We start from the raw sequence: 14,254 nt of genomic DNA, 5'->3' as shown, positions 1-14,254 counted from the left end.
AAAAGGTGTGCGTATCAAACGCAGACCGGGGGAAGACGGGGCTGGTCGAAAAAACCACACCTGTGAATGCAAAATATTCTCAAATAAGAATGTTGCAGGGTTATTTCGGTTCGATCCTTACGATGCCATCGGCCGACGCCACGGTTTTCACCGGCAGCAGGGCAGGCAGGGCGTTGAGCAGCGCGTCGGGATCATTCACATCCAGATTGCCCGAGACCTTCAAGTGCGCCACGGCGTTGCTGACCTGCAACGGCGCCTGTGGGCGATACAGGCTCAGCTCATCGATCAGGCTGGCCAACTCGCGGTTGCGAAACGACAGGTGGCCGCTGCGCCAGTCGGCGACCTCCTCGGCGGTGAGGGTTTGCTGCTGCAACGTGCCTTTGGCGTAGCTGAAGATCGCGCGCTGCTGCGCACCCAATAGGGTGACGGGGCTTTTGGCATCCGGCTCGAATGCGACCTGCCCATGGGCGACGCTGACCACCAGTTGCTGCTGGCTGCGGCGCACATCGAAGCCGGTGCCGACCACGCGTACATTGGCCTCGCCGGCTTGCACGAACAGCGGTCGTTCCTTGTCGGCGGCCACTTCGAGGTACAGCTGGCCCTTGTCCAAGTGCACGATGCGTTGGTGCGCGGTGAAATCTACGCGCACGCGGGTGTTGGCATTCACATACAAGGTGCTGCCGTCGGGCAGGTTGAGGGTGCGCATGCCTTTGGCGTGGGCTGCGACCTGGGTGTGATACAGCTCGCGGGGCGCGCCGATAGGCGTGGTCATGACCGCGCATAACAGGGCGGCGGCCACGGCCAGGGCAGGGCGCCATGCCGACGGTTTGCGCTTGGGCAGCGCCACGGGTTTGTTCAGTTGCTGCAACTGGGCCAGGTCGGCCCACAGTTGCTCGAATTCGGCATAGGCGCGGGCGTGGGCGGGCTCGGCTTGCCAGGCGGCAAAAGCCTTGCGGTCGGCACGCCCCGCGTCATTATTGCGGTTGCGGGCAAACCAGCTGGCGGCTTGGGCATCGATGGCGTCGCTGTCTTCGATGTCGAGCACGTCGGTGTCGCTCAGGCGGTTCATTCTGGCTGCTCCGTGCCGGGTTCGTGTTGAAGGCGTCGCTTGCAATGCAGCAGGGCAAAAGCGATGTGCTTTTCCACCATGCTGGTCGAAATGCCCATGCGCGCGGCGATCTGCGCCTGGCTCAAGCCTTCGAAGCGGTGCAGCATAAGGGCTTCTCGCCTGCGGGGCGAGAGTTCGGCGAGGACTTCTTTCAACTGTTCCAGGCGTTGCAAGCGCTGCACGGCGGCCATGGGATCGTTTTGCTCGTCGGTGACCGGCTCGGCGTCCATTTCGGCCTGATCGGAGTGGACGGTGTGCCGTACCTTCTGTTTGCGCCAGTGATCACGCAGCAGGTTGCGCGCCATCTGGAACAGAAATGCCCGTGGCTGCTCGACCTTGGCCCGGTCGCGGTAGTCCAGCCACTGAGTGAAGACATCCTGGGTCATGTCCGCCGCGTCGCTGGCGTTGTCGGTGCGCTTGCGCAGGAAATACAGGATGTCTGTATAGAACCCGCGAAAGGCATCGGCCGACAACGGGTCGGGCTTGGGACGAGACATGGATATCCTTCTTGACGAAGCACGACGTGGAGAAAGTCGCGAATGGTATCGAGAACCATTGTCATTTGTCTCGTTTATTTTGTCGGAGCCGGATATCCGGCTCCTTCTGCCTGCTTCAGACGGTTGTCAGCAGTTTTCTCAAGTGTTCTATCCCGGTTTCGCCCAGTGGGAACACCGGCAGGCGCGGATCGCCCGCTTCCAACCCGGTCAACCGCAACCCGGCCTTGATGGTCGCCGGCAACCCACCCCTGAGGATGAAGTCCAGTAACGGCAACTGGCGGTAAAACAGCTCCCGTGCCTGGGTCAGGTCATTGGCCAACACCGCCTCATACAACGCCAGGTTGAGCTGTGGGATCAGGTTCGGCGCCGCCGTGCACCAACCCTTGGCACCCGCCGCGAAGGCTTCCAGCGCCAGCGGGTTGCAGCCGTTGTAGAACGGCACGTCACTCTGGCGATGCAGTTGGTGCATGCGCTGGATGTCCCCAGTGCTTTCCTTGACCATGGTCACGTTGGTCACCTGCTTGATGATGCGCAGGATCAGGTCCACCGACATGTCTGTGCCGCTGGTGGCCGGGTTGTTGTAGAGCATGATCGGCACGCCGATGCTGTCGCCGATCGCGGCGTAGTGGGCGATGATTTCCGCTTCGCTGAGTTTCCAGTAGGAGGTCGGCAGCACCATCACTACATCGGCGCCATTGGCCTCGGCGTAGCGGGCGCGGCGTACGGCTTTGGCGGTGGTGAGGTCGGACACGCTGACGATGGTCGGCACGCGCCGCGCGATTTTGGCCAGGCTGTAGGCGCTGACTTCGTCCCACTCGGCGTCGCTCAAATAGGCACCTTCACCGGTACTGCCCAAAGGGGCGATGGCGTGTACGCCGCCGTCGATCAGGCGGTCGATGGAGCGGCCGAGGGCGTCGAGGTCAATGCGTTGGCTGTCGGCGCTGAACGGGGTGATGGTGTAGCCGATGATGCCGTGAATGGTTGGGCTGGACATGGGAAGTCTCCGGTCGAAAAAGGGCAAGTCAGTTCAGGCAATCGGCGTGTTGACGCAGGTTCTGCCGGGCGTAGTAGTTGAACGCGGCGCCGTGGCGCTTGGGCCGGGAGATCCAGTCATGGGCCTCGCGCCCCAGTTCCGGCAGGATCGGCTTGATGGTGCCAGCCGCCATCGCCAGCAACTGCAATTTGGCCGCGCGCTCGATCAACTGCGCGATCACGCAGGCTTCCTCGACGCTCGCCCCGGTGGACAACTGGCCATGGTGTGAGAGCAGGATCGCGCGTTTGTCACCCAGTGCCGTGGTGATGATTTCCCCTTCCTCATTGCCCACCGGCACACCTGGCCAGGCTTCCAGGAAGGCGCAGTCTTCGTACAGCGGGCAGAGGTCCATATGCGACACCTGCAGCGGCACTTCCAGCATCGACAGCGCGGCGATGTGGGTCGGGTGAGTGTGGATGATGCAGTTCACATCCGGGCGCCCACGGTACACCCAACTGTGAAAACGGTTGGCCGGGTTGGGAATGCCGTGGCCTTCCAATACTTCAAGGTCCTCGTTTACCAGCAACAGGTTGCTGGCCGTGATCTCATCAAAACCCAGGCCCAATTGCTGAGTGTAATAGGTGCCTTGCTCCGGCCCGCGCGCTGTGATCTGCCCGGCCAGGCCGGAGTCGTGGCCGTTCTCGAACAGGATGCGACACGTGAGCGCCAGCTTTTGCCGAACGGTCCACGTATTATCCGCCAGAGTGTTTTGCATCTGGACCAGTGCTTGCTTGACCAGTTGGTCTTTCGGGAGTGCTAATGTCTTGGCCATATCGGGTGCCCTTGGTGGCTGCAAATGACACTAACGATGCTATATGACACTTTGTGTCATTTGCAAGCACAGCTCATCGCTTTCTGCATGGATTAATCGCAGCGCATGTCTATCCGTTTGAAATTATTGAGAAAAAAACTTGGTGTGACCTTGGATGTCCTGGCCGAAAAGTCCGGGATGACCAAGAGTTACCTGTCCAAGGTCGAGCGCGGGCTCAATACGCCGTCGATTGCCGCCGCGCTGAAACTGGCCAAGGCGCTGAACGTGAAGGTCGAAGAGTTGTTCAGCGAAGACAGCGTCAGCCTCGACAGCTACAGCCTGGTGCGCAGCCATGAGCGGCCGGACACGTCACCGGGCTATGCGGTGCTGGCCCATCAGGTCAGCGAACGCAGCCTGCTGCCGTTCATCATCTACCCGCCGGCGGAGTTCACCGACAAGACCTTCAAGGAGCATGTGGGGGAAGAGTTTCTGTTTGTGCACGAAGGCCAGGTGGAGGTGGATTTCATGAACGAACGGGTGATCCTGGAGCGCGGCGATGCGCTGCACTTCAATGCGCAGAAGCCCCATCGGTTGCGCTCGGTGGGGCCGGTGCAGGCACAGCTATTGGTGGTGGTGCACAGCAGCGAAGCGTGATCAGCGTTCGACAGGGACGGACAGTGCGGGGTTGCCCAATGGATGCGTGCGCGCTGCAAAGAACTTCAGTGCCACGCCAGTCCCGTCGAACAACTCCGAATACCGCCGCTTCTGCTGACGGATAAACCCCTCACTGCGCCCCGACACCGAGATCGCCAGCGTGGTCAGCTTGGCCTGGCGAATCGCATCCACCAGGTGTTTATCCTGCGCTCCCAGGTCATGGCCAAAGATGCACAGTGCACCTTCGTGGTTGAGCAACTGCTCATAGCAGAACGACAGGTAATCCGAACTGCGGAGGGTCTTGAGCTTTTCCTCAGCCTTGCCCTCGCTGACAAACAGCGGCACATCATCGAGGGTCTTGATCGTGTTGTTGATCGCAAAGCTGCTGAGCAAGGTACTGTCGGTGGTCGGCAATTTGCGCGCGGTACCATCCAGGTTGCGCACCAGGTGCAGGCCTCCGTGCAGGTAGAGGATGCGCGTGGCGTCGGTGCGGGTATTGCGCAGGTCGAAGCTGGCGTCGGCGCTGCGGAACAGGTCGTCGATGCCCGGCTCGTGTAGGATGGCCCAGTAGTTGAGCAGGTCGTAGTTGCTGGTGAACACCGTCGAGTATTGCTTCAGCTCAGCGTTGATCGTCGCCAGCGTCGACGGCTGCACCAGGCGCCACGGGATGTGCACGGCATGGATGGTATTGATCAAGGCTTCCTTGATCGCGTAATAACGATTGCGCGGCGCCGCCGAGCTGACCGCCAGGGCCTTGTTGACCCGGCTGGTGGTCTTCAACGCGCCCAGGGCTTGCTCGAAACTGCGGGTTTGCAGGGCGTCGAACACGCTGAGCTCGGATTGGCTGAGGGGTTTTTCCTCAACGGTGCGGGCGTTTTCGAACAGCGAGTCGTAGGCGAAGTCTTCCCAAATGGCACGGCTCGCGCCATTGCCGATCAGAATCCCGCTGAAGTCCGTGCTGCTGCGCAGTGCGCTCCAGTCTTCAAGGTGGGCGTCAATATCCTGGAAATCCTTCATTGCGGCGGGTCTACTCGAAATCGGCTGGACGGAGACTTTATCACGGCCCGGCGTTGATCCTGATCAAGATACGGAGGCTGGCGCAGGTTGATGCTGTAGGTATAAAGCCTCTGAGGATTGACCATGAGCAGCACCTTCTTCATCCCCGCCGTGAACATCATGGGCATCGACTGCCTCGACGAAGCCATGACCGCCATTCGCAACTACGGCTTTCGCAAGGCGCTGATCGTCACCGACGCCGGCCTGGCCAAGGCCGGTGTGGCGAGCATGATCGCCGAGAAACTGGCGATGCAGGACATCGACTCGGTGATCTACGACGGCGCCAAGCCTAACCCGAATGTGGAAAACGTCGAGAAAGGCCTGGCGCTGTTGCAGGAAAGCGCCTGCGATTTCGTGGTGTCCCTGGGCGGCGGATCGCCTCATGACTGCGCCAAGGGCATTGCACTGTGCGCCACCAACGGCGGGCATATCGGCGACTACGAAGGCGTCGATCAGTCCGCCAAACCGCAATTGCCGCTGGTGGCTATCAACACCACCGCCGGCACCGCCAGCGAGATGACCCGTTTCTGCATCATCACCGACGAAACCCGCCACGTGAAAATGGCCATCGTCGACCGCAACGTCACGCCGCTGCTGTCGGTCAATGACCCGGCGCTGATGGTCGGCATGCCCAAGGGCCTCACTGCCGCCACCGGCATGGACGCGCTCACCCACGCCATCGAAGCCTACGTGTCCACCGCCGCCAACCCAATCACCGACGCCTGCGCGATCAAGGCCATCGAACTGATCAGCGCCAACCTGCGCTTGGCGGTGCGCGATGGCAGCGACATGGCCGCGCGGGAGAACATGGCCTATGCGCAATTTCTCGCCGGCATGGCCTTCAACAATGCATCCCTGGGTTTTGTGCACGCCATGGCGCACCAACTGGGTGGTTTCTACGACCTGCCCCACGGCGTCTGCAACGCGGTGTTGCTGCCCCATGTGCAAAGCTTCAACGCCAGCGTCAGCGCCAAACGCCTGAGCGACGTAGGCCGTGCGTTGGGTGCCGACGTCAAGGGCGTCACCGATGAAGAAGGCGCCCAGGCCGCCATCGCCGCGATTCGCAGCCTGGCCCACGATGTCGAAATCCCGGCCGGACTGCGCGATCTGGGCGCCAAGTTGCAGGACATCCCCTTGCTCGCGACCAACGCGCTGAAGGATGCCTGTGGGCTGACCAACCCACGGCGGGCGGATCAGCGTCAGATTGAGGAGATCTTTCGCAGCGCGTTTTGATCCGCGTGGCAGCGGGCGACGCACACGCATGCAGCGCCCGCTAACACCAGGCATAAAACCGCCAACGGCCACGCCTGCTGGTGAGCCAGCAGGCTCGCCACACCGCCGATCAACGCGGCCATCAGTTGATGCATGAATCCGCTCAAGGCCATGGCGTAGGACCCGCTCACCGGCGCTTCATCATTGGCCAAGGACAGGCTGATCGGATAACTCATCGATTGCCCGAACACCGCCAGGCAATAAGGCACCCACAGCAAGATGGCGAGCCCGCTGGCGAATAGACTGCCGAGCAGCATCACCGCCGTTCCCAGCAATACCAGGGTGACGCCCCAGCCCATCATCCTCAGCCGACCCGTGCGAGCAACGAAGCGATTAACCATCAACGCCCCCGCGAGATACGCCGCGCTGATCGGCCAGCCCAGCCAACCATAGTGCGCCGCGCTCCACTCGAAACGGCCCTGCAGGATCAGCGGCGCGCAGGTGTTGAACGCGATGATCACCCCGTAACCCAAACCACCGGCCAAGGCGGCGTGCAGAAACGGCGGATGCCGAACGATCGTGGCGTAGATGTGCCAGGCGCGGACCCGTGAGTCGACTTTCACCAGCGTCGGGAACGTTACGCGGTGCAGCACCAGCATCAACCCAACCGCGCCAATCGCCAACCCATAGAAGATCGCCTCCCAGCCGAACGCCACTTGTAACAATGAACCCGCAAATTGCCCGATACCCAACGCGACCACGAAGGTCATGCCCAGCCACGACAAACCCTTCGCCAACAGCGCACCCCTGGAACTGTCGCGCACCAACACCCGCGCCATCACCGAAACACCGCCTGCGCCCAAGCCTTGAACCAGCCGCAATGACAGGAAGGTTTCAACGTTGAACGCCAAGGGGATTGCTGCACTGGCCAGCGCATACACCGTGAGTGCAGCCAGCAGCACGGGCTTGCGCCCAAAACGCTCACCTAGGCTGCCCCATAGCAACATCGGCAAAGCCATGCCGACCAAGTAAATCGCCAGGGCCAGGGCAACATGGTCTTCGGCGGCGGGGAGGGCGTGGGCAATGGCCGGGACGGCGGGCAGGTAACTGCTGATGCCGACCTGGGCGAGGAAGGCGGCGCTGCAGGCCAGGGCAAGGGTGGTGGTATTGTTCAAGGGCCGATTTTTCCTTTTTCAGCGGTAAGCTACAAGCTGATAGTGTGTTTGTCTCTAACGTGCGGCTAATCGTTTGTAACCAAGGAACCAACCCATGAGAGTTCTGTTATTCGGCGCCACCGGCATGGTCGGCCAGGGCGTGCTGCGTGAGTGCCTGTTGGCCGCCGACGTGCAGGAAGTCGTTGCTGTCGGCCGCACAGCCCTGACCCAGGAACACGGCAAGCTGCATCAGGTGTTGCACAGCGACATGCTGGATTTCCAGCCGCTGGAAAACCTGTTGCAAGGCTTTGATGCGTGTTTCTTCTGCCTCGGCGTTTCGTCGGCGGGGATGAATGAAGTCAAGTACACCCACCTCACCTACGACCTCACCCTGGTCGCCGCCAGCACCCTGGCGCGGCTCAATCCGCAGATGACGTTTATCTATGTGTCCGGCGCCGGTACCGACAGCTCCGAGGCGGGCAAGTCGATGTGGGCGCGGGTCAAGGGCAAGACCGAGAACGCGTTGCTGCGCCTGCCGTTCAAGGCGGTGTACCTGTTCCGTCCGGGCGTCATACAACCCTTGCATGGCGTGCGTTCGAAGACGCCGCTTTACCAATCCTTCTACTCGGTGCTTGGCCCCCTGTTGACGTTTGTGCGACGGCTGAAGCCGGGTTGGGTGGTGAGCACCGAAACGGTGGGCCGGGCGATGTTGCAGGCCGCGAGCCAAGGCGCGCCGCAGCCGGTAGTGGAGCAGGCCGAGATCAATCGGCTGGCCAGCGAGCGTCGCTGATGTTGCACAAGAGCCTGGTGCGGCGGCTGGACCTGATCACGCTGCAGCTGTTCGTTGCGGTATTTGAGGAAGGCACGCTGACCCGCGCCGCCAACCGTGAAGCCATTGCCGTGTCGGCCGCCAGCAAGCGCTTGATGGAGTTGGAGCAGGTGCTGGGCGTCAGCTTGTTCGTGCGCCGGGCCAAGGGCATGGACCTGACTGCGGCCGGTGAAACCTTGTTGCACCATGCGCGGCAAATGTTGTTCAACGTCGAGAAGATGGGCCTGGAGCTGGGCGAGCACAGCCACGGCGTGCGCGGTTATGTGAGGATGCTGGCCAATCTGTCGGCAATCATTCAGTTCCTTCCGGAAGACCTGCGGGATTTTTCCGAGCGGCATCCCGAAGTGAAAACCGACCTGGAAGAACGTCCCAGCAATGGCGTGGTGCAAGGCGTGCTGGACGGCGTGGCGGACCTGGGCATCTGCTCCAGTGACACCGACACCAAAGGCCTGCCCAGCGTGACGTATCGCCACGACAAGCTAGTGGTGCTGATGCCGGCGGATCACCCGTTGGCGGCGCGCAAAACCCTGGCGTTTGTCGATACCCTGGACAGTGATTACGTCGGCCTGCACGCCGCCAGCTCCATCAACATGCGCACTCACGCCGCCGCGCGCGAGGCGGGCAGGATGCTGCGCCTGCGCATTCATGTGCCGGGGTTCGATGCGATGTGCCGGATGGTCCAGGCGAACATGGGCATCGGTATCCTGCCGCAGAAAGCCTATGAGCTGTTTGGTCGTGCACTGGGTTTGCATGCCGTGCCGCTGACGGATGACTGGTCGGATCGCAGCTTGATTTTGGTGGTGCGTGATGAGGCGCAGTTGTCGCCGGTCAGTCGGTTGCTGTTCGATTATCTGAGTGTTCGCGTTTAGCGAACGCTCCTTGCCAACTGACGGTTGGATTTCTCCTGCACCTGGCCTCTAGTCTTGGCATCACATTCCAAGAATAAGAGGTACACCCCATGACGGCTCCCCTGAGCGGTATCAAGGTGATCGAGATCGGCACCCTGATTGCCGCGCCGTTCGCCGCCCGGCTCATGGCCGAGTTTGGCGCCGAGGTGATCAAGATCGAAGCCATGGGCCAGGGCGATCCGCTTCGCAAATGGCGAAAGCTGCACGAAGGCACGTCGCTGTGGTGGTACCTGCAATCGCGCAACAAGAAGTCGCTGGCGCTGGACCTCAAGTCGCCGGAAGGCCTGGATTTGATCAAGCAACTGCTCGGCGACGCCGATGTGTTGATCGAAAACCTGCGGCCCGGTGGCCTGGAGAAACTCGGTCTCGATTGGGACGTGCTGCATGCCCTCAACCCCAAGCTGACGCTGGTACGCATCTCGGGCTACGGCCAGACCGGCCCTTATCGCGATCGTCCGGGCTTTGGTGCGATCGGCGAGGCCATGGGCGGCATTCGCTACACCACGGGTAACCCGGATTCACCGCCGGCGCGAGTGGGCGTGAGCCTGGGCGATTCCCTGGCGTCGTTGCACGGTGTGATCGGCGCGCTGATGTCGCTGCTGCGGGTCAAGACGGGGCAGGGCGATGGGCAGATTGTCGATGTGTCGCTGGCTGAAAGTGTGTTCAACCTGATGGAAAGCCTGGTGCCGGAATACGACATGCTTGGCCATGTGCGCGAACGCAGCGGCGGCGCCTTGCCGGGCATTGCGCCGTCCAACACCTACCTGACGGCCGACGGTGCCTATGTGGTGATCGCCGGCAACAGCGACCCGATCTACAAGCGCCTGATGCACTCCATCGGCCGCGCCGACCTGGCTGACGCGCCTGAGTTCGCCCACAACGATGGCCGCGCCGCCAAGAGTGGATTGCTCGACGCGGCGATCACCCATTGGACGAGCAGCCTGCCCATCGAGCAGGTACTCAGCGCCCTGGAAGCCGCCGAAGTACCGGCCGGGCGTATCTACTCCGTGGCCGATATCGTCAGCGACCCGCACTACCAGGCGCGTGACATGTTGCTCACAGCCCAACTGCCCGGCGGCGTATCGGTGAAAATGCCCGGCATCGTGCCCAAACTCTCGGAAACCCCTGGCGGCGTGAACTGGCAGGGCCCGACGTTGGGCCAGCACACCGACGACATCCTCGGCAGCCTGGGCCTCACCGGCGCCGATATCCAACGCCTGAAAACCTCGGGAGTGGTGCAATGATTGCTGATTATTCCGACGCGATGATCGTGCAAGAAGTGTCGCCGCGCGACGGCCTGCAAATCGAGCCGACCTGGGTCGAGACGGCCGACAAGATCGCCCTGGTCGACCAGCTGTCCCTCGCCGGTTTTTCGCGGATCGAAGCCGGTTCGTTCGTCTCGCCCAAGGCCATTCCGGCGTTGCGTGATGGCGAGCAAGTGTTCCAGGGCATCGAGCGTAGGCCGGGTGTGATCTACGTGGCGCTGATCCCCAACCTCAAGGGCGCGCAGCGTGCCATCGCGTCCCGCGCCGATGAGCTGAACCTGGTGATGTCTGCCAGCCAGACCCACAACCTGGCCAATATGCGCATGCGTTGCGAAGCGTCATTGGCGGCGTTTGATGACATCGTCAGTTTTGCCCGCGATTACCCGGTGAGGCTCAACGGCAGCATCGCCACCACCTTCGGTTGCCCGTTCGAAGGCAAGATTGATGAAGACCGCGTGTTGCAGATTGTCGAGGCGTATCAAGCGCTGGGCATCCAGGGCATCAGCCTGGCGGACACCACTGGCATGGCCAACCCGCGTCAGGTGGCACGCCTGGTCAAACGCGTGCTGGAGCGTGTGTCCGCCAGCGATTTGACCTTGCATTTCCACAACACGCGGGGCCTGGGCTTGTGCAATGTGCTGGCCGCCTATGAAGCCGGCGCCCGGCGTTTTGACGCGGCGCTGGGGGGCTTGGGCGGTTGCCCGTTTGCGCCGGGGGCGTCGGGCAATATCTGCACCGAAGACCTGGTGAACCTGTGTGATGAAGTCGGGATTCATACCGGTATCGACCTGCCGCACTTACTGCACATGTCTCGCCGCTTGCCGGCCTTGTTGGGCCACGAACTGCCTGGCCAGGTCGCCAAGGCCGGACGCAACTGCGATCTGCATCCACCGCCTGCCTACATCGCCACGCTGTAACACCGCACCAGACAACAAAAACAATCGGGCGCCTGTGAGCAGCCCGCTGGAGAGAAACCATGAGCACTAATACGTTGGAGGCCGGCGCGCGCCCGGCCGCTGAAATCGATGCCGAAAAAGCCCTGGTCAGCAAGGTCGCCTGGCGCCTGATGCCGCTGATCATGGTGTGCTACCTGTTCGCGTTTTTTGACCGGATCAACATCAGCTTCGCCAAGTTCCAGTTGCAGGCTGACCTGAGCCTGAGCGACACCGCCTACGGCCTGGGGGCCGGGCTGTTTGTAGTGGGGTATGTGATCTTCGAAGTGCCGAGCAACATGATGCTGTACAAAGTCGGCGCGCGGCGCTGGATTGCGCGGATCATGATGTCGTGGGGGCTGGCGACGGCGGCCATGGTGTTTGTTACCACCGAATGGCAGTTCTATGCGCTGCGCTTTCTGATCGGCGCCATGGAGGCGGGTTTCGCGCCCGGCGTGCTGTATTACCTGACCTTATGGTTCCCGCAGCATTTCCGTGGGCGCATCACCTCGATGCTGTTCCTGGCCTCGGCCTTTGCGGGCCTGGTGGGCGCACCGTTCTCCGGCCTGGTGCTGGAACACCTCGACGGTGTCTTCCAGATGCGCGGCTGGCACTGGTTGTTCCTGCTCGGTGGTTTGCCGTGTATCGGCCTGGGTTTCCTGGTGCTGACCTTGCTCAAGGACCGCATCGAAGACGCTCACTGGCTGACGGCGGCGGAGAAGACCTTGCTGTCGAGTCGCATCGCCAAGCATGAGCCGAACCAGCACGGTGGCTCGCTGTTGTCGGCGATCCGTATTCCTGGGTTCCTGATGCTCGGCTTCATCTACTTCCTGATCCAGGTGGCGTCCTACGGCCTCAACTTCTGGGCGCCGCAGTTGATCCGCAGCGCCGGCACCCAGAGCCCGGTGATGATCGGCCTGCTCACGGCGATTCCCTATGTGTGTGGTGCCATCAGCATGGTGGTGATCGGGCGGCTGTCGGATGCCACGGGCGAGCGTCGCAAGTTCGTCTGTGGCCTGGTGGTGCTCGGTGCGGTGGGCTTCTTCAGTGCCGGTATTTTTGCCGATCACACCACCTTCCTGATCATCGCCCTGGGTATGTTGGGCGCGGGCATCATCGCTTCGATCCCGACCTTCTGGACCCTGCCACCCAAGTTGCTGGCCGGTGCTGGCGCCGGCGCGGCGGGTGGTATTGCGGTGATCAATACCCTCGGCCAGTTTGGTGGCATTGTCAGCCCGGTGATGGTGGGGCGGATCAAGGACCTCACCGGCAGCACCACGCCGGCGCTGTATGTGATTGGCGTGTGTGCACTGTTGGCGGCAGCCTTGCTGCTGTGGGGCTTGCCGCAAAAACTGCGCACCCTCGATAAGGGCTGATCAGCCAGCGGTTGCCAAGGCGCGAGCGGGCGTGGCGCTGAACTGAATCAACACCACGCCGCCGATCAACAACAACGCCCCCAGCATGCGGGGCGTTGTCAGTTGGCGCTCCACCAGGCCGAACAGGCCGAAGTGATCCAGCACCAGCGACGCCAGAATCTGCCCGGCCATGGCCAGTGCGATAAACCCCGAGGCGCCGAGCTTGGGCAACAGCATCAACGCCAGGGAAATAAAACACACGCCAAACGCGCCACCGGCCCACATCCACAGCGGCGCCTTGTTGATAAACGCCAGGCTCGGCAACGGCAGGCGCAGCGCCAGAATCACCGGCAGTAACACGATGATACTCACCAGCAACGACGCCAACGTGGCCCACAACGGGTGGCCGAGGCCGCGTCCGAGGTTGGCGTTGATCGCACTTTGAAACGGCACCACCGCGCCGGCGATGACCGCCAGCGCCAATAAGCCCACCCAATGCAGCGTAGTCATGTCGAATCTCCCAGAGGTTTTGCTGGACTCTAGGCTATTCGTCGCGCAAATTTAAATTCCAAGTTCTTATGCCGAGCATGCAGCTGATGAATGATCTGCGCCGCATCGACCTCAACCTGCTGGTGATCCTCGACGCCTTGCTCAGCGAGCAACACGTCACCCGCGCGGCTGAGCGTTTGCACCTGAGCCAGCCGGCAGTCAGCCACGCGCTGGCGCGTTTGCGTGACCTGCTCGGTGATGCGCTGCTGGTGCGCCAAGGTGGCAGCCTGGTGCCGACTGCCCGCGCGCTGGAGTTGGCCGCGCCACTGGCCGAAGCCCTGGCCCAGGTGCAGGCGTTGCTGGCGCCGAATCGCTTTGACCCGGCGTCGGCCAAGCGCAGGTTTCGCGTGGCGATGTCTGACTACAGCGCGGCGATTTTCCTACCCGACCTGGTGCGAGTGCTGCGCCGCGAAGCGCCGGGTATCGACCTGCAAATCATCCAGGCCAGCCGGGAGGGCATGGTGGACGGGGTGCTCAATGGCGATCTCGACCTGGCGGCTGGCGTATTCCCCGACATGCCCGCCGAACTGCGGACTACGCCATTGTTCGAAGAGCACTACACCTGCCTGGTCGACCGCGACAGCCTTGCGGCAAGCGGCACACTGGATCTGCCCACCTACCTGTCACGTCCCCATGTATTGCTGGAAATGCGCGGCAGCGGCACGCCGGAAATCGAGCGGGCGCTGACAGCGATTCGCGAGCGTCGGCATGTGGCGATCAGCCTGCCGCACTGGGGCGTGGCGCCGCAGTTGATCCGCGGCACGGACTTGATCCTGACCGTGTCTTCCCGAGGCTTGCTGGAGATTGATCACGCGCATTTGCTGGCGGTGCCGCCGCCCTTTCATATTCCGTCGTTTGCGTTCGAGCTGGCGTGGCATGCACGGCGGGGTGGGGATTCGGGTTTGCAGTGGTTGATTGGGCAGGTGCAGGGGGTGTTAAAAATCTGAGCCT

At 62.2% G+C, this 14,254-nt stretch carries 15 protein-coding genes; 8 read left to right on the top strand and 7 right to left on the bottom strand.

Features of this window, described 5'->3' with window-relative positions; genetic code table 11:
- Nucleotides 1-100: 100 nt before the first annotated feature.
- The 4 genes from H096_RS28910 to H096_RS28895 form a co-directional block, all read right to left on the bottom strand.
- Nucleotides 101-1,069 (bottom strand): FecR domain-containing protein, encoded by a 969-nt coding sequence (locus tag H096_RS28910; protein ID WP_033902697.1) that lies wholly within the window; start codon nucleotides 1,067-1,069, stop codon nucleotides 101-103.
- On the bottom strand, nucleotides 1,066-1,605 hold the full coding sequence (locus H096_RS28905) for an RNA polymerase sigma factor (protein WP_033902696.1): 540 nt from the start codon (nucleotides 1,603-1,605) through the stop codon (nucleotides 1,066-1,068). The genes H096_RS28910 and H096_RS28905 overlap by 4 nt, the downstream gene beginning before the upstream one ends.
- Nucleotides 1,606-1,720: 115 nt before the next feature.
- On the bottom strand, nucleotides 1,721-2,599 hold the full coding sequence (locus tag H096_RS28900; RefSeq protein WP_033902695.1) for a dihydrodipicolinate synthase family protein: 879 nt from the start codon (nucleotides 2,597-2,599) through the stop codon (nucleotides 1,721-1,723).
- A gap of 28 nt (nucleotides 2,600-2,627) precedes the next feature.
- Entirely contained in the window at nucleotides 2,628-3,410 is a 783-nt protein-coding gene (locus tag H096_RS28895) for an aldolase (protein WP_033902694.1), read from the bottom strand.
- Nucleotides 3,411-3,515: 105 nt separating this feature from the next.
- Here H096_RS28895 and H096_RS28890 point away from each other — a divergent pair, with 105 nt between their 5' ends.
- Nucleotides 3,516-4,043 (top strand): XRE family transcriptional regulator, encoded by a 528-nt coding sequence (locus H096_RS28890; protein ID WP_033902693.1) that lies wholly within the window; start codon nucleotides 3,516-3,518, stop codon nucleotides 4,041-4,043.
- Here the strand turns inward: H096_RS28890 and H096_RS28885 are convergent, their stop codons facing one another.
- Nucleotides 4,044-5,060, bottom strand: a complete 1,017-nt coding sequence (locus H096_RS28885; RefSeq protein WP_033902692.1) for a DUF4917 family protein — start codon at nucleotides 5,058-5,060, stop codon at nucleotides 4,044-4,046.
- A gap of 123 nt (nucleotides 5,061-5,183) precedes the next feature.
- Here H096_RS28885 and yiaY point away from each other — a divergent pair, with 123 nt between their 5' ends.
- The gene (gene yiaY / locus H096_RS28880) at nucleotides 5,184-6,332 is read left to right on the top strand and encodes an L-threonine dehydrogenase (protein ID WP_033902691.1); all 1,149 of its coding nucleotides are present in this window, start codon (nucleotides 5,184-5,186) and stop codon (nucleotides 6,330-6,332) included.
- Here the strand turns inward: yiaY and H096_RS28875 are convergent.
- Nucleotides 6,299-7,486 carry an MFS transporter gene (locus H096_RS28875; protein WP_033902690.1) on the bottom strand — a complete coding sequence of 396 codons (1,188 nt, stop codon included), beginning with the start codon at nucleotides 7,484-7,486 and terminating at the stop codon, nucleotides 6,299-6,301. The two genes, yiaY and H096_RS28875, sit on opposite strands and share 34 nt — an antisense overlap.
- Before the next feature lie 94 nt (nucleotides 7,487-7,580).
- Here H096_RS28875 and H096_RS28870 point away from each other — a divergent pair, with 94 nt between their 5' ends.
- The 5 genes from H096_RS28870 to H096_RS28850 all read left to right on the top strand — a co-directional run bounded on the left by H096_RS28870 (nucleotide 7,581) and on the right by H096_RS28850 (nucleotide 12,775).
- A complete protein-coding gene (locus H096_RS28870) occupies nucleotides 7,581-8,255 on the top strand; it encodes an NAD(P)H-binding protein (RefSeq protein ID WP_033902689.1) in 675 nt (224 codons plus the stop codon).
- A complete protein-coding gene (locus tag H096_RS28865) occupies nucleotides 8,255-9,163 on the top strand; it encodes a LysR family transcriptional regulator (RefSeq protein WP_033902688.1) in 909 nt (302 codons plus the stop codon). Before H096_RS28870 ends, H096_RS28865 begins: the two co-directional genes overlap by 1 nt.
- An 89-nt stretch (nucleotides 9,164-9,252) precedes the next feature.
- Nucleotides 9,253-10,446 carry a CaiB/BaiF CoA-transferase family protein gene (locus H096_RS28860; protein WP_033902687.1) on the top strand — a complete coding sequence of 398 codons (1,194 nt, stop codon included), beginning with the start codon at nucleotides 9,253-9,255 and terminating at the stop codon, nucleotides 10,444-10,446.
- A complete protein-coding gene (locus H096_RS28855; RefSeq protein WP_033902686.1) occupies nucleotides 10,443-11,384 on the top strand; it encodes a hydroxymethylglutaryl-CoA lyase in 942 nt (313 codons plus the stop codon). Before H096_RS28860 ends, H096_RS28855 begins: the two co-directional genes overlap by 4 nt.
- A gap of 59 nt (nucleotides 11,385-11,443) precedes the next feature.
- Nucleotides 11,444-12,775: an MFS transporter gene (locus H096_RS28850; protein WP_033902685.1), complete on the top strand. Its 1,332-nt coding sequence runs from the start codon at nucleotides 11,444-11,446 to the stop codon at nucleotides 12,773-12,775.
- On the opposite strand, the gene H096_RS28845 is transcribed toward H096_RS28850, so the two are convergent.
- On the bottom strand, nucleotides 12,776-13,264 hold the full coding sequence (locus tag H096_RS28845) for a DMT family transporter (protein WP_033902684.1): 489 nt from the start codon (nucleotides 13,262-13,264) through the stop codon (nucleotides 12,776-12,778).
- A gap of 68 nt (nucleotides 13,265-13,332) precedes the next feature.
- Between H096_RS28845 and H096_RS28840 the strand changes: the two genes are divergently transcribed.
- Nucleotides 13,333-14,250, top strand: a complete 918-nt coding sequence (locus H096_RS28840) for a LysR family transcriptional regulator (RefSeq protein ID WP_033902683.1) — start codon at nucleotides 13,333-13,335, stop codon at nucleotides 14,248-14,250.
- Nucleotides 14,251-14,254: the final 4 nt, after the last annotated feature.

Origin of the sequence: Pseudomonas sp. FH1 (assembly GCF_000510895.2) — a bacterium.
GTDB classification, from domain to species: Bacteria; Pseudomonadota; Gammaproteobacteria; order Pseudomonadales; family Pseudomonadaceae; genus Aquipseudomonas; species Aquipseudomonas azotoformans_A.
Note: the sequence above shows the minus strand (reverse complement) of the source record. Positions and strands in the feature narration are given on the sequence as shown.